Genomic DNA, 15,178 nt, shown 5'->3' with positions numbered 1-15,178 from the left:
CTTTATTCGGGCATTATACTTCCCGCACGTTTATCACCCCAGGCGCATCTTTCAAAGCCCCAATGGTTGCACCAGCCAACTGGAAGCCTTCGTTGAGTTGTATTTCCACTTCCTGAGCCGCATTGCAAGCGACCAGAACAATGCGACCATGCCCCCGGCCATCCTGGCTGATGATCTGCCTTAACGTGGGGACGGCCCGTTCATCAGAAAAGTAAACCATCACTTTTTTCGTCGCTTTTGACACCGCATCGTCGAGATATTCGACATGCTGGCCACCCAACCGCAACTGCTCGCCATCCAGACGGGCGTCAATGGTGATCAACAAGGCCTGACCGGAATCCAGCTGCTCACGCGAGGCATTGAGGACTTCGGAGAAGAACATCGCTTCATAGGCCCCCCCGGCATCCGACAGGGAGACAAAAGCATAGCGAGAGCCGTTCTTGCCGACCTTTTCCTTACGCCCACCGACAATCGCCGCCATTTTCACCGGCGATTGCCCGCCATTGCGCAAATAGGTCACCAAATCCGATGACTTCACCACCGACAGGCGCTCAAGGGTAGTGGCATAGCTGTCCAGAGGATGAGCCGACAGGAAAAAGCCGATGGCGGCACGTTCTTCGTTCAGCATCTCGGTCTTGGTCCACGGGCGTTCCAGACGCGGCAGGGTGAACTTTGGCGTATCGTCAGCCCCCCCAAACAGCGAAACCTGCGCCGATAACCGTTCTTCGGAGGCCGCCTGCGCATACTTCATCAGGGCTTCAATGCCGTTGAACACCTCGGCCCGATCGGGATGCAGCGTGTCGAACGCCCCGGCCCGCGCCAGGTTTTCCAGAATGCGCTTGTTGACCGTCTTGGGGTCGATGCGTTTGGCGAAATCATGCAACGAAACGAACCGTCCGCCCTTTTCCCGTTCCTTCACCAGCCCGGCCATCGCCGCTTCGCCAACACCCTTCACCGCCGCCAGCGCATAGCGCACCGCTCCCTTGGGATAGGCATCGCTGAATTCAACCGAGAACCGCACCTCTGAGGCACTGACATCCGGCGGCAGCAACGGCAGTTTCAGGCGCTGCAATTCGGCCTTGAACCCGGCCAGCTTGTCGGTGTTCTGCAAGTCGTAGGTCATGATCGCCGCCATGAACTCGACCGGATAATTGGCCTTCAGATAGGCGGTATGATAGGCCACCAGCGCATAGGCGGCCGCGTGCGACTTGTTGAAGCCGTAGCCGGCAAACTTGGCGATGGTGTCAAAGATTTCAGCGGCACGTTTGCGCGGTGTCCCCCGGGACTCACAGCCGTCCTCGAACATCTCGCGCTGCTTGTCCATTTCCTCCTTGATCTTTTTCCCCATCGCGCGACGCAGCAAGTCAGCGCCGCCAAGCGAATAGCCCGCCAGAGCCTGCGCGGCCTGCATCACCTGTTCCTGATAGATCATGATCCCGTAGGTTTCCTTCAGGATCGGCTCCAGGTCCGGGTGCATGTAATCCACCACCTCGTCGCCCTTTTTACGGGCGATGTAGGACGGGATGTTATCCATCGGCCCTGGACGATACAGGGCCACCACGGCGATGATGTCTTCCAGACAGTCAGGTTTCAGCTTGGTCAGAACGTCGCGCATCCCCTGTGATTCCAGCTGGAACACCCCGGCGGTATCGCCACGGGCCAGCATTTCATAGGAGGGCGCATCGTCCAGCGGCACACGGGTCAGATCGATGTGGATATCGCGCAGTTTCAGCAACCGCACCGCTTCCTGCAACACCGACAGGGTTTTCAGGCCGAGGAAGTCGAATTTCACCAACCCGGCAGATTCCACCCATTTCATGTTGAACTGGGTCACCGGCATGTCGGAATTGGGGTCGCGGTACAGCGGGACCAGCTCGTTCAGTGGCCGATCACCGATCACCACCCCGGCGGCGTGGGTCGAGGCGTGCGAGTACAGACCTTCCAGCTTTTGCCCGATCGACAGCAACTGAGCCACGTTGGGGTCACTGTCACGCAGGGCCTGAAGCTGCGGTTCCTGCTCGATGGCTTCCTTCAGCGTCACCGGGTTGGCCGGGTTGTTGGGGACCATCTTGCAGATTTTGTCCACGTAGCCCAGCGGCATTTCCAGCACACGCCCAACCGAGCGCAACACCGCCCGCGCCTGCAGCTTTCCAAAGGTGATGATCTGCGCCACGCGATCAACACCATAGGCACCCTGCACGTACTGGATCACCTCTTCGCGACGTTCCTGACAGAAATCGACGTCAAAGTCAGGCATCGACACGCGTTCCGGGTTCAGGAAGCGTTCGAACAGCAACTGAAAGCGCAGCGGATCAAGGTCGGTAATGGTCAGCGCCCACGCCACCAGCGACCCTGCCCCCGAGCCACGGCCCGGCCCCACCGGGATATCATGATCCTTGGCCCACTGGATGAAGTCGGCCACGATGATGAAATAGCCGGGGAACCCCATCTGAATGATCACACCCAGCTCGAATTCCAGCCGTTCCCAATAGCTTTTGGCGAGGGCATCGCGTTCTTCCTGCGGCATCTCCTCCCTGTAGACTTGCGTCTTCAGGCGGAATTTCAGGCCGTCTTCGGCCATCTTGCGCAGGGTCTCTTCTTCGGACAGCTCCGCCGCACGGGCCGAGCGCGGCAGGATCGGGTTGATCTTTTCGACCATGAACGCGCAGCGCTGCGCAATCACCATCGTATTGTCGACCGCTTCGGGCAGGTCCTTGAACAGCTCGCGCATTTCCTCCGGCGAGCGGAAATAATGATACGGCGTCAGGCGGCGGCGGTCATTCTGGCTTAGCGTCGCCTTTTGCGCCATGCAGATCAGCACATCATGGGCTTCGTACATCCCGGCGTCGGGATAATAGCAATCGTTGGTCGCCACCAGCGGGATATCGAGTTTATAGGCCAGATCGATCAGATCGCCTTCAATGCGGTCTTCGTCCGGCAAATCATGACGCTGAATTTCGACGTACAGTCGTTTGGGAAATAACGCCTTAAGCCGTGCCAGCGCAGCCTGGGCCTCGTCTTTCTGTCCGGCCAGCAGCAAGCGGCCAATCGGGCCGGACACCCCGCCGGTCAGGCACAACAGCCCGTCATTGTACGCCGCCAGCTGATCCCAGGTAATGTGCGGGGTTTCGTGCCCCAGTGTCTCCATATAGGCCGAGGACACCAGCTTCAGCAGATTGCGATAACCGGCATCATTCTGGCACAACAGCACCAGATCATCGGGTTCAGGACCACGGGCATCGCGATTGCCAAACCCGCGCGGAGCCTCACCCACCTCCTGCTGTAGAGAAACCTGACAGCCAACGATCGGCTGCACGCCTTCCCCTGCCACCATGGTCGAAAATTCAAGGCCCGCAAACAGGTTGCGCGTATCGGTGATGGCCACCGCAGGCATGGCCATCTCTTTACACATTTTGCCGATTTTTTTGGTCGCAATGGCCCCTTCGGACATCGAATAGGCCGTGTGGACGCGCAGATGGACAAAGTTTGCGTAGCTCATGATGCTTTCATCGCAGACCCGCCCACAAAAAAGGCGGAGGACGTGACTTCCCTCCACCTTTTTTTTCCTGACACATTACTGGCAGGAGCGTTCCTTGGTGCTGGGGGAAGCCACCGGATAGAATGTGACAACAGCCTGCTTCTTAATAACCAGCAAAGCCGCATAATCGCCTTGTGTCGTGCTGATATTAGCGACACATGCAGATTTATCTTCTGGCTTTGCCCAGTTTCGAGCAGCTTTCAAAGCTTGAGTGCCATGGATAAGGATGTCAAGCGCCCCCTCGCCATGCACATAGCTTTTCGGGCAAGCCTTTTCCGCCCCGCCGTCGGGGGTCAGGAAAGACACCCCAACACTGTAGACCGGAGCCTTCACCTCGCCCTTGTCACACTGCGGGCCGTCCAGCCGCCCCGCCCAACCGGCGCGCTGGGCCTGCAGATAGCGCCCCTCGAAATGCAGACCGCCCAACGATTTCTTGTTCGGCTCGCCGCAGAAGACATGCTTGAACGCCTTGTTGTCAAACCATGCCGCCGTCAGTTCCTGCGCAAAGGTCGCGGTCGGTGCGTTCGGCGTGGTCAGGCCACCGCCGACCGCCTTCTGAATGGCAGAGAGTTGTTCCGGGAACACCGTCAGCAGGGCGCTTTCAAAGTCCTTGGCCTGCGGCGTGCTGTCCCACGGGCCACAGATGGTCAGGATTGCCGCATCAAAGGCACTGAGGGTTGGAACCGCCGGGGTGTCATCCACCGGGGTCTGTGCCACGCTGTCAAAGAACGGCGCAAAGGTCGGCTTGGGCGCATCGGACTTCTTTGCCTCGTCGGCGGCGGACTTTGGCTCTTTTTGTGGTTCGGCGGGTTTTTGCCCGGCGGGCTTGGCATCTGCGGCCTTTTGCTCGCCAGAGGCCGGAGCAGAAGCAGGCTCCTGCGCCTGCACCACCAGCGTGCCGCAGCTCTGATTGACCCACCGGCGTGGCGTTTCCACGCCGTCAACCGAGATATGCAGCCATTCACCACCGGTCGCATTGCGGCCACTGACTTTATAGGCCTTGCCGACTTCCAGCAGCACGTTGCCGGGATTGGCTTTGGTGTTTTTGCTGCTATAGGCCTCGCAGGCGGTGGTTGCGGTCAAGGTTCCCGTTTCACCAACTTCGGCATTGGCGGCGTGGCTGCCCAAAGCAGCCATCACCACACCGCTCAAAAGCAATTTATAAGAGCAGTTACGGAAAAATACACCCATTTTACACTCCCCGCACGTTATTTCCATACCGGGCGGGGAGTGAAACACACCCCCAGAGTGCAGACAAGAGAAGGCTCCCTAAAATGTAGCCCATCTCCCCTTTTTTCGCCCGTCAGGCAGGCGAAACCTCGCACACCAGACCATCGCGCAAGGTCACCATCCGGTCCATCCGGCGCGCCAACTCGGGGTTATGGGTGGCAATCAGGGCCGACAACCCTTCATCCCGCACCAACCGCAGCAACTCGGCGAAAACAGTCTCCGAGGTATTGGGGTCCAGATTGCCGGTCGGCTCGTCGGCCAGCAGCAGGGCCGGTTTGTTGGCCAGCGCCCGGCAAATCGCCACACGCTGCTGCTCACCGCCCGACAATTGTCCGGGACGGTGGTCAATACGCGCCGCCAGCCCCATACTTTCCAGCAGGGAAACCGCCCGCTTGCGCGCCGCCCCCCGCGAGACACCGGCGATCATCTGCGGCAGGATCACGTTTTCCACCGCCGAAAATTCCGGCAACAGGTGGTGATACTGATAGACAAAGCCCAGATGCGCCCGCCGCAACAGCGTCCGCTGGGCATCGTCCAGACCGTTGGCCTGCTGACCCCCGATCATCACCCGCCCTTCGGTCGGCGGCTCCAGCAGCCCGGCGATGTGCAACAGGGTTGACTTCCCGGCCCCCGACGGCCCGACCAGCGCGACGATCTCGCCACGGGCAATGGTCAGGTTTACCCCGCGCAGAACATCCAGCGTCCCGGCCCCCTGCGGGAACCGCCGCCAGACCCCCCCCAGATCGAGCGCGATTGCGTTCATTGCCTGTCCCTCACTCATAGCGCAGCGCCTCCACCGGATCGAGGCGGGCCGCCCGCCAAGACGGATAGAGCGTCGCCGCCAGACTGAGGCCAACCGCCATTCCCACCACCGACAGGACTTCGCTGTAATCAACCTTGGCCGGCATGGTCGACAGGAAATAGATTTCCGCCGAGAACAGCTCGCGTCCGGTCAGCCCCTGCAGGAACTGGCGAATGACTTCGATGTTTTCCGCGAATGCCAGCCCCAGCGTTACCCCGAACAGGGTTCCAAACACGCCGACACTGGCCCCGGCCAGAAAGAAAATCCGCATCACCGAGCCACGCGATGCCCCCATGGTGCGCAAAATGGCGATGTCGCGCCCCTTGTCCTTCACCAGCATGATCAGGCCCGAGATGATGTTGAACGCCGCCACCAGAATGATCAGGGTCAGGATCAGGAACATCACGTTGCGTTCAACCTGCAACGCGTTAAAGAAGCTGGAATTGGACTGGGTCCAGTCATTGGCGAGATAGCGTGATCCCACCTTGCTCTGGATCGCCCGGATCACCGGCGCCAGCCGTTCGGCTTCCTTGACCATCACTTCCAGATGGCTGATGCCACCGTCCATGCGGAAATAGGTCTGCGCGGCTTCCAACGGCATGTAGATAAAGCTGGAATCGTATTCATACATCCCGACATTGAAAATCGCCGCCACGGTATAGGACCGCACCCGAGGCACCGAGCCAAAGGCCGTCACATTGCCCTTGGGCGAAATCAGGCTGATCTGACTGCCGACCTGCAAACCATAGCGTTGCGCCATCCGCTGGCCGATCATCACCACATCGTCGCCCTGCAGGTTCTTCAGTGACCCGTCAACGATGTGATCGGCAATGGTGGCCCGCCGTTGCAGGTCTTCGGCATGCATCCCGCGCACCAAAGCCCCGCCAGCCGCGCCATTGGCCGAGGCCATCACCTGCCCCTCGACCACCGGAGCAACCGACACCACGCCTTCAATGGACGACAGCGGCGCGATCAGCTTTGGATAGTCGGGCATGGTGCCGCTGGCTTCATAGACCGACAGGTGGCCATTCAGCCCCAGAATGCGACCGATCAGCTCCTGACGAAAGCCGTTCATCACTGCCATCACAATGATCAGTGTCGCCACGCCCAGGCCAATCCCCAACAGGGAAAACCCGGCGATCACCGACACGAACCCCTCTTTACGGCGGGCACGCAGATAGCGCCAAGCCATCATCCGCTCAAAGGCGTCAAAGGCCATCATTCCCCCTGGAGTTATCTGGATAAAAAAACAGACGGCCACACGGGCCTGTCGAATGCTCAATAGAGGCTCTTTGCGTCAAAAATGCGGCGCAGCGCATATCGCAAAGACAAAACCCCTTCCGGACCAAACATGGCCCGAAAGGGGTGCCGTATCATGCTATCAACCAGCCAGCCTGGCCAAAATCGCATCGAACGACAGTTCAACACGCTCGCCAGTGGCACGATTCTTCAACTCGGCAACGCCAGCGGCGACGCCCTTCGGCCCGACGATCACCTGCCACGGCAGACCAATCAGGTCCATGGTGGCAAACTTCGCCCCGGCCCGTTCATCGGCGCGGTCGTCGTACAGCACGTCCACACCAGCCTTTTCCAGCTTGGCGTACAGGTCTTCGCAAACCGCATCGGTTTCCGCCGCACCCGACTTCAGGTTGATCAGGCCAACCTTGAACGGAGCAACCTCTTCCGGCCACACGATCCCGGCCTCGTCATGGCAGGCTTCGATGATCGCCCCCACCAGACGCGACACGCCGATGCCATACGAGCCCATGTGGACATCCACCGGCGCGCCATCCGGCCCGGCCACCGTGCAGCCCATCGGCTTGGAGTACTTGGTGCCAAAGTAGAAAATATGGCCGACTTCGATGCCACGCGCGGAGACCAGATCGTCGCCCAGCTCGGCGCCAGCGCCTTCCTCGTGCATTTCGTCGGTGGCAGCGTACAGGCTGGTCCAGTCGTCAACGATCGGCTGCAGGTCGCCATCAAAATCGACATCCGCCGGAACGGTCTTGTCCAGCACGCCCTTGTGCACGAACACGCCGCTTTCGCCGGTTTCGGCCAGGATCAGGAATTCGTGCGACAGGTTGCCGCCAATCGGGCCGGTGGCGGCACGCATCGGAATGGCCTTCACTCCCAGACGGGCAAAGGTATTCAGATAGGCCACGAACATCTTGTTGTAAGCGCGGCGGGCACCGGCTTCGTCCAGATCAAAGGAGTAGGCGTCCTTCATCAGGAATTCACGGCCTCGCATCACCCCAAAGCGCGGGCGCACTTCGTCGCGGAACTTCCACTGAATCTGATACAGGTTGCGCGGCAAGTCCTTGTAGGAGCGCGCAATCGAGCGGAACAGGTCGGTCACCACTTCTTCGTGGGTCGGCCCGTACAGCATGTCGCGTTCGTGGCGGTCCACAATGCGCAGCATTTCCTTGCCGTAGTCTTCGTAACGGCCCGACTCACGCCACAGGTCCGCCGACTGCACGGTCGGCATCAGAATTTCGACCGCACCCGAACGGTCCTGTTCTTCGCGCACGATCTGCTCGATCTTGCGCAGAACGCGATAGCCCAGCGGCAACCAGTTGTAAATCCCGGCAGTATGCTGGCGGATCAGGCCCGCGCGCAGCATCAGACGGTGCGACACAATTTGCGCGTCGGCGGGGGTTTCCTTAAGGACGGGCAGGAAGTAGCGGGACAGACGCATTCGGCGAACCCTAGCTCTTTATCGGTGAGACAACGTGCGGGGGACTTTAGAGCATCGTGTGAAAAAGTGGAAACCGGTTTTTCACATAAGCGATGCGACGGGAAAAATCAGGCATCGTGTGAAAAAGTGGAAACCGGTTTTTCACATAAGCGATGCGACGGGGAAAATCAGGCCATCAGGGCGCGCAGTTGAAAGAAAGAAGCAGGCTGCCGCCTGCACCGCTCGGGGCCTGAGGCCCCGAACCCCCATTCTTTCTTTCAATATCAAATCAATGGGGTCCGGGGCCTCAAGGCCCCGGCGAGGTATGGAGCAGCGCTCCATGATCCTGTTTTTTTTATCGCCCTGTCGACGAACGATAAAAAAGCCGCCAACCCATTGGATTGGCGGCTTTTTTGAATGGTGATCTCGGCGCGACTCGAACGCGCGACCCGCTGATTAAAAGTCAGCTGCTCTACCAACTGAGCTACGAGATCATACCCACCGGAGAGTTTATTTGACCTCCTCGGCGTCGGGAGGCGCACCATACTTGGAAGACCATGATCCGTCAACATATTATTTTCGGATCGGGTACTTTTTTCAGCGGTACGCCCCCAACACCAGACGACGCCTTACTTCGCGTCGGCGGCAACCTGCATCTTCACGATCTTGTCGGGATAGGCGACCATACCGTTGGCACCGGTGCCCTTTTTGATTTGATCGACGAATTCCATGCCCGAGGTCACTTCGCCCCAAATGGTGTACTGGCCATCGAGGAATGAAGCGTCTTCAAAGCAGATGAAGAACTGGCTGTCGGCGGAATTCGGGTCCTGGGCGCGGGCCATCGACACGGTGCCGCGATGGTGCTTGGCGGTCTTGGAGAATTCCGCCGGAATCTTCTTGCCCGAACCACCGGTACCGGTGCCGGTCGGATCGCCACCCTGAGCCATAAAGCCCGAGATCACACGGTGGAACACCACGCCATCATAGAACCCCTGACGGGTCAGTTCCTTGATCCGGGCCACATGTGCCGGAGCAAGATCGGGACGCATACGGATCACCACACGACCATAGCTCAGGTCCATGTACAGGGTGTTTTCCAGATCGTCCTTTTGGGCCGCAGGGGCTTCGGTGACAGTGCTCATCAGAAACAATACTCCAACCAGGAGGAATTTCAGGAATTTAGGCATTTCGCCCTCTTCGAGGATTGCGCGCAAAAAACGGCTGACGGTTTTTTTCGCACAAACTCGATGAGTTTAACAGGGCATACCGCAACGGACCCCGGTAAAGATCACTCTGCCTGCTCGGCAAAACGCTTCAGCAACGCCGCCTTGACCCCAACGGTCACAAAACTGTCGATGTTGCCCCCCAGTCGCCCGATCTCCTTCACAAAGCGCGAAGAAATGAACTGGCAGCGTTCCGAGGCCATCAGGAAAACGGTTTCGATGGTCGGATTGAGGCGGGCATTCATTCCGGCCATCTGGAATTCATATTCGAAATCCGACACTGCCCGCAGCCCGCGAACCACCACGCGGGCGTGCTGTTCGGCGGCGAAATCCATCAGTAAACCCTCAAAGGGTTTCACGTCGATGCGGGTACCGTTGACTGGCAGGGTGGCAATGGCTTCCCGGGTCAGGGCAACCCGCTCTTCCAGATTGAACAGCGGCCCCTTTCCGGCGTTGATTGCCACCCCGACCACCAGATGGTCGAGCATTTTTGCCGCCCGCTGGATGATATCCAGATGCCCGTTGGTAATCGGGTCAAAAGTTCCCGGATAGACGCCAATACGCTCGACCATTCATGCCCCCTATTCTGCGTCAGAGCTTGCGGCAGTCGGTTCCCCCGCTGCCTGAGCATCCGCCGCCTGCCCGTCTGCCAGTTCGGCATCCGCAGCGTCATCATCCCCCATCTCGGGCATCCATGCTGCCGAGACAACCTTTTCGTCCGAAGCCGTGCGGAACAGGGTCACCCCCTGCGTCTTGCGGCCCGCAATACGCACGTCGTTAACACCCATACGGATCAACTGACCACCGTTGGAAATCAGCATGATCTGGTCGCTGTGCCCGATCGGGAACGACGCCACGACGGCACCATTGCGTTCGGTCATTTCGATGTTGGCAAAACCCTGACCGCCGCGACCAGTCACCCGGTATTCATAGGCCGAGGTGCGCTTGCCAAAGCCGTTTTCGGTGATGGTCAGAATGAACTGGTCCAGCTCGGCAAAGCGCTGGAAGGTTTCGGCATCCAGCAGCGCCGCCGGAGCGTCGCCATCCTCAGCCGAGAACAGTTCTTCGCTGTCAGCCCCTTCGGTCCGGCGCGCCTGCGCTGCCATCCGCAGATAGGCGGCCCGCTCTTCGATCGAAAACTCGACGTGGCGCAGGATCGACATCGAGATCACTTCATCGCTGTCAGCCAGCCTGATGCCGCGCACGCCGGTCGAGGTCCGGCCCGCGAACACGCGCACATCACCAACCGGGAAGCGAATGCACTTGCCGCCACGGGTAGACAGCATCACGTCGTCATCCTGGGTACAGGTGGCAACACCCACCAGACGCTCGCCGCCCTCTTCCAGCTTCATCGCGATCTTGCCGTTCGACATCACGTTGGTGAAATCCGACAGCAGGTTGCGGCGAACATTCCCGGTGGAGGTCGAGAACATCACATGCAGGTTGCTCCAGCTTTCCTCATCCTCCGGCAGAGCCATCACGGTGGCGATGGTTTCGCCTTCCTGAATCGGCAGCAGGTTGACCAGCGCCTTGCCACGGCTGGTGGGTGTCCCCAGCGGCAGGCGATAGACCTTCATCTTGTAGACCATCCCCGAGGTGGAGAAGAACAGCATCGGAGAATGGGTGTTGGCGATGAACAGCGAGGTAACGAAGTCTTCTTCCTTGGTCGCCATCCCGCTGCGGCCCTTGCCGCCACGCTTTTGGGCGCGATAGGTCGATAGCGGCACGCGCTTGATGTAGCCGGTGTTGGTCACCGTCACCACCATGTCTTCGCGGGCAATCAGGTCTTCGATGTCGTGTTCAAACTCGGACTCTTCGAGGGCGGTCCGGCGCGGCGTGGCGTAGGCGTCACGCATTTCCACCAGTTCGCCGCGCAGAATTTCATACAGGCGGTCGTGCGAGCCGAGAATGTGCAGGAATTCCTCGATATCCCCGCCGATCCCGCGCAATTCTTCGTGAATCTTGTCGCGCTCCAGACCGGTCAGGCGGTGCAGGCGCAGTTCCAGAATGGCTCGGGCCTGAGCCTCCGACAGTCGATAGCGGGAGTCCACCACCTGATATTCCGGGTCGGCGATCAGCTCGATCAGCGGCTGCATGTCCGCCGCCGGCCAGTCGCGACCCATCAATTGTTCGCGGGCCGTCTGCGGATCGGGTGCCGAGCGGATCAGCGAAATCACGTCGTCCAGATTGGCAACCGCAATCCCCAGACCGACCAACACATGGGCCCGTTCGCGTGACTTGCCCAGTTCATAGATGGTCCGGCGGCGGATGACATCTTCGCGGAAAGCGATGAAGGCCCGCAGGATCTCCCGCAGGCGCATCATTTCCGGGCGACCACCGTTGATCGCCAGCATGTTGACGCCAAACGAGGTTTGCAGCGGGGTAAAGCGGTACAGCTGGTTCAGCACCACCTCGGGCACCGCATCGCGCTTGATTTCGACCACCACCCGCACGCCGCGACGGTCAGACTCATCGCGGATGTCCGAGATGCCTTCGATGCGCTTGTCGCGCACCAGCTCGGCGATCTTTTCGATCATCGAGGCCTTGTTGACCTGATAGGGCACTTCGGTAACGACGATCGCTTCGCGCCCGGCACGGATTTCTTCGATTTCCGCCTTGCCGCGCAGGATGATCGAGCCGCGTCCGGTGGTATAGGCCGAGCGGATGCCGCCACGACCCAGAATGATGCCGCCGGTCGGGAAATCCGGACCGGGGATGATGCGCATCACCTCGTCTTCGCTCAGGTCCGGGGTATCGATCAATGCACAGCAGGCATCAATCACTTCGCCCAGATTGTGCGGCGGAATGTTGGTGGCCATCCCCACCGCAATCCCGCCTGCGCCGTTGACCAGCAGGTTGGGGAAGCGGGCAGGCAGCACCACCGGCTCGAGGGTGCTTTCGTCATAGTTGGCCTGAAAGTTGACCGTTTCCTTGTCGATGTCATCCAGCAGGGAATGCGCCGTCCGGGCCATGCGGGCTTCGGTATACCGCATGGCGGCCGGCGGGTCGCCGTCCATCGAGCCAAAGTTCCCCTGACCGTCGATCAGTGGCAGGCGCATGGAAAAATCCTGCGCCATGCGAACCATGGCATCATAGATCGCGCTGTCGCCGTGCGGGTGATACTTACCCATCACGTCCCCGACGATACGGGCCGACTTTTTATACGGCTTGTTGAAGTCGTAGCCGCCCTCCTTCATCGCGTACAGGATACGGCGGTGCACCGGCTTCAGGCCATCGCGCACATCGGGCAGCGCGCGGGAGACAATCACGCTCATGGCATAGTCGAGGTACGAGCGCTTCATCTCGTCTTCGATGGTTACCGGGGTGATGTCCTGATCCGAAGGGGTCGGCAGTGCTGGCGGAGTAAGGGGCGTATCGGTCAAGGCTGATAGCTCGGGTTCTATGGCGCGATATGGCAAGCGGACGGGCTGACCGCACCCCCATGCGGGGCATGCGTAACCAGACAATCCGGCACACCGGCCGGGGGACAGCAGACCAGAGAAAAATCCGTCAGAAAACGGCCTCGGTCACGGATAGCAAAACTGGCGGACGGCAGAGAGACTCCCCGCACCGCACCCCCTGAAAGGGGCTGCAAAATGTACCATGCGCCCCACCCCGGAACAACCGTGCAGACGCCGGAGGCCGGGTTTTTTCAGCTTTCGCCGAATGGATATTTATCCGAATGAAATCAATCGACTATGCAGGAGAAATTCACCAGAAGCCCAAAGAAATGGCGGTGGCGCAAAAATAAGCTGCGCCACCGCCCATCTGTTTTCGTCAGAACGGAATTTCGTCGTCCAGATCCATCGGAGGCGGAGCATCCCAGCCCGAACCGCCAGCAGACGAGCGACCGCCGCCACCAGCCGCCGGACGCGTCCCGCCCGAGGCTGCACCACCGCCAAAGCCACCGCCGCCGCCGCCATAGCTGCCGCCGCCATAACCGCCGCCTGTGCTGCTGCCCGAACCGCCCATGTCACCGCCATAGCCCGCATCGCCATAGCCACCGGCATCAGCGCCGCCACCAGCCCCCGGACGACCGTCCAGCAGGGTCAGCTCGCCACGGAAGTTCTGCAGCACGACTTCGGTGGTATAGCGTTCCTGCCCGCTCTGATCGGTCCACTTGCGGGTCTGCAGGGCACCTTCGACATAGACCTTCGAGCCTTTGCGCAGGTATCGCTCGGCAATGTCGGCCAGATTGGGGTTGAACACCGCCACCCGGTGCCATTCGGTCTTTTCACGCCGCTCGCCGCTCTGGCGGTCTTTCCACGTTTCCGACGTTGCCAGCGTGAAGTTGACAATCTTGCCGCCGTTCTGAGTGGTCCGCACTTCGGGATCACGCCCGAGGTTCCCAATCAGGATTACCTTGTTTACGCTGCCAGCCATAGGATGACCACTCCACTAAAAGCCTCGTCTCTGCAGGGACGATGCCCTGCCACTGGCGCGGACTGTAGAAGGTTGGCGGAAAAATCTCAAGGACAGCCCACATTGCACGGCACCAAAAAGAGAACGCCCAGAGGTTTCCCCCTGGGCGCTTTCCGGTCGCAAGCGATTACCGATAGCGGCAAACAGCTTACATTTCAGAGGCGTAGCCGTACTTGCCGCCCTTCCAGGAGTACATCACGTACCCCGGAGCCGTGACGTCACCCTTGGCATCGAAGTTGAACTTGCCCAGAACGGTATCAAAGGTGCCGCTCTTCAGGGCGGCAGCCACCTTGGCGCCTTCGGTGCTCTTGGCAGCGGCAATGGCCTGCACGTAAGCCTGGATGGCACCATAAGTGTACATGGTGTAGCCTTCCGGCTCATAGCCGTCCTTGCGGAACTCGGCGACCACCTTCGAGGCGGCTTCCGACTTGCGCGGGTCCGGGCCGAAGGTCATCAGGGTGCCGTTGCCGGCTTCGCCGGTGATCGACCAGTATTCGTCGGTCACCAGGGCATCACCCGAGATCAGGGTGCTGGTCATGCTCTGCTCGCGCATCTGGCGCGCGATCAGGCCGGCTTCGGTGTGGTAACCACCGTAATACAGGACTTCGATGCCAGCCTGCTTCAGCTTGGTCACCAGCGCCGAGTAGTCCTTTTCACCCGGAGTGATGGTTTCATAGATCACTTCGGTGATGCCCAGACCGTTGAGGGTCTTCTTGGTTTCGTCCGCCAGACCCTTGGAATAGGCCTGCTTGTCGTGGACGATGGCGATCTTCTTGCCCTTGAAGTGGTCAGCAATGTACTTGCCGGCAACGATGCCCTGCTGGTCATCGCGGCCACAGGTACGGAACACCAGCGGGAAGTTCTGTTCGGTCAGCTTCGGGTTGGTCGAAGCGGGCGAAATCTGGACGATGCCTTCTTCGTTGTACACCGCCGACGCCGGGATCGACGAGCCGGAGCAGAAGTGACCGGCGACGAATTTCACGCCCTGGTTAACGAACTGGTTGGCAACGGCCACGGCCTGCTTCGGGTCACAGGCATCGTCACCGACTTCCAGCTTCAGCTTTTCGCCCAGGACACCGCCAGCGGCGTTGATGTCCTTGACGGCCATTTCGGCGCCCTTCTTCATCTGCTCGCCAAAGGCGGCGTAGGGGCCGGTCATCGGGCCAGCGGTCGCAATCACGATCTCGGCGTTGGCAGAGCCAGCGGCAAACAGGGCGACGGTGGCAGCGGCAGCAAGCAGTCCAGTCTTAAGCGTACCCATACGATGCTCTCCCTAGATTCGATAAAGA

Annotated in this window: 10 protein-coding genes and 1 tRNA gene; all 11 read right to left on the bottom strand. The window is 60.0% G+C overall.

Annotated elements, in window-relative coordinates:
- Window positions 1–13 precede the first annotated feature (13 nt).
- The 11 genes from dnaE to BW995_RS15250 all read right to left on the bottom strand — a co-directional run bounded on the left by dnaE (window position 14) and on the right by BW995_RS15250 (window position 15,150).
- Entirely contained in the window at window positions 14–3,499 is a 3,486-nt protein-coding gene (gene dnaE, locus BW995_RS15300) for a DNA polymerase III subunit alpha (RefSeq protein ID WP_084194892.1), read from the bottom strand.
- A 75-nt stretch (window positions 3,500–3,574) separates the two neighbouring features.
- Window positions 3,575–4,675: an EndoU domain-containing protein gene (locus BW995_RS15295; RefSeq protein WP_175617092.1), complete on the bottom strand. Its 1,101-nt coding sequence runs from the start codon at window positions 4,673–4,675 to the stop codon at window positions 3,575–3,577.
- A 166-nt stretch (window positions 4,676–4,841) separates the two neighbouring features.
- Complete coding sequence (locus BW995_RS15290) at window positions 4,842–5,531, bottom strand: ABC transporter ATP-binding protein (RefSeq protein ID WP_139332943.1); 690 nt, start codon at window positions 5,529–5,531, stop codon at window positions 4,842–4,844.
- A gap of 10 nt (window positions 5,532–5,541) precedes the next feature.
- The gene (locus BW995_RS15285) at window positions 5,542–6,789 is read right to left on the bottom strand and encodes a lipoprotein-releasing ABC transporter permease subunit (protein WP_076401339.1); all 1,248 of its coding nucleotides are present in this window, start codon (window positions 6,787–6,789) and stop codon (window positions 5,542–5,544) included.
- A gap of 162 nt (window positions 6,790–6,951) precedes the next feature.
- Entirely contained in the window at window positions 6,952–8,265 is a 1,314-nt protein-coding gene (proS, locus tag BW995_RS15280; protein ID WP_076401252.1) for a proline--tRNA ligase, read from the bottom strand.
- A gap of 397 nt (window positions 8,266–8,662) precedes the next feature.
- Window positions 8,663–8,738 (bottom strand) — tRNA-Lys (locus tag BW995_RS15275).
- 135 nt (window positions 8,739–8,873) lie between these two features.
- Window positions 8,874–9,386: a peptidylprolyl isomerase gene (locus BW995_RS15270; RefSeq protein WP_245821483.1), complete on the bottom strand. Its 513-nt coding sequence runs from the start codon at window positions 9,384–9,386 to the stop codon at window positions 8,874–8,876.
- Between the two features lie 146 nt (window positions 9,387–9,532).
- Window positions 9,533–10,039 carry a pantetheine-phosphate adenylyltransferase gene (coaD, locus tag BW995_RS15265; protein WP_076401250.1) on the bottom strand — a complete coding sequence of 169 codons (507 nt, stop codon included), beginning with the start codon at window positions 10,037–10,039 and terminating at the stop codon, window positions 9,533–9,535.
- A gap of 9 nt (window positions 10,040–10,048) precedes the next feature.
- Complete coding sequence (gyrA, locus tag BW995_RS15260) at window positions 10,049–12,769, bottom strand: DNA gyrase subunit A (RefSeq protein ID WP_139332957.1); 2,721 nt, start codon at window positions 12,767–12,769, stop codon at window positions 10,049–10,051.
- Window positions 12,770–13,244: 475 nt separating this feature from the next.
- Window positions 13,245–13,850 (bottom strand): single-stranded DNA-binding protein, encoded by a 606-nt coding sequence (gene ssb, locus BW995_RS15255; protein ID WP_076401249.1) that lies wholly within the window; start codon window positions 13,848–13,850, stop codon window positions 13,245–13,247.
- Between the two features lie 187 nt (window positions 13,851–14,037).
- Window positions 14,038–15,150, bottom strand: a complete 1,113-nt coding sequence (locus BW995_RS15250) for a branched-chain amino acid ABC transporter substrate-binding protein (RefSeq protein ID WP_076401248.1) — start codon at window positions 15,148–15,150, stop codon at window positions 14,038–14,040.
- Window positions 15,151–15,178 lie beyond the last annotated feature (28 nt).

This window comes from Insolitispirillum peregrinum, assembly GCF_900156605.1.
Classification (GTDB): Bacteria; Pseudomonadota; Alphaproteobacteria; order Rhodospirillales; family Rhodospirillaceae; genus Insolitispirillum; species Insolitispirillum peregrinum.
Note: the sequence above shows the minus strand (reverse complement) of the source record. Positions and strands in the feature narration are given on the sequence as shown.

Bases quoted from the DNA above. Each gene is read 5' to 3' on its own strand.
- dnaE (WP_084194892.1), bottom strand. From the start codon at position 3,499: ATGAGCTACGCAAACTTTGTCCATCTGCGCGTCCACACGGCCTATTCG.
- BW995_RS15295 (WP_175617092.1), bottom strand. From the start codon at position 4,675: ATGGCTGCTTTGGGCAGCCACGCCGCCAATGCCGAAGTTGGTGAAACG.
- BW995_RS15290 (WP_139332943.1), bottom strand. From the start codon at position 5,531: ATGAACGCAATCGCGCTCGATCTGGGGGGGGTCTGGCGGCGGTTCCCG.
- BW995_RS15285 (WP_076401339.1), bottom strand. From the start codon at position 6,789: ATGGCCTTTGACGCCTTTGAGCGGATGATGGCTTGGCGCTATCTGCGT.
- proS (WP_076401252.1), bottom strand. From the start codon at position 8,265: ATGCGTCTGTCCCGCTACTTCCTGCCCGTCCTTAAGGAAACCCCCGCC.
- BW995_RS15270 (WP_245821483.1), bottom strand. From the start codon at position 9,386: ATGAGCACTGTCACCGAAGCCCCTGCGGCCCAAAAGGACGATCTGGAA.
- coaD (WP_076401250.1), bottom strand. From the start codon at position 10,039: ATGGTCGAGCGTATTGGCGTCTATCCGGGAACTTTTGACCCGATTACC.
- gyrA (WP_139332957.1), bottom strand. From the start codon at position 12,769: ATGAAGCGCTCGTACCTCGACTATGCCATGAGCGTGATTGTCTCCCGC.
- ssb (WP_076401249.1), bottom strand. From the start codon at position 13,850: ATGGCTGGCAGCGTAAACAAGGTAATCCTGATTGGGAACCTCGGGCGT.
- BW995_RS15250 (WP_076401248.1), bottom strand. From the start codon at position 15,150: ATGGGTACGCTTAAGACTGGACTGCTTGCTGCCGCTGCCACCGTCGCC.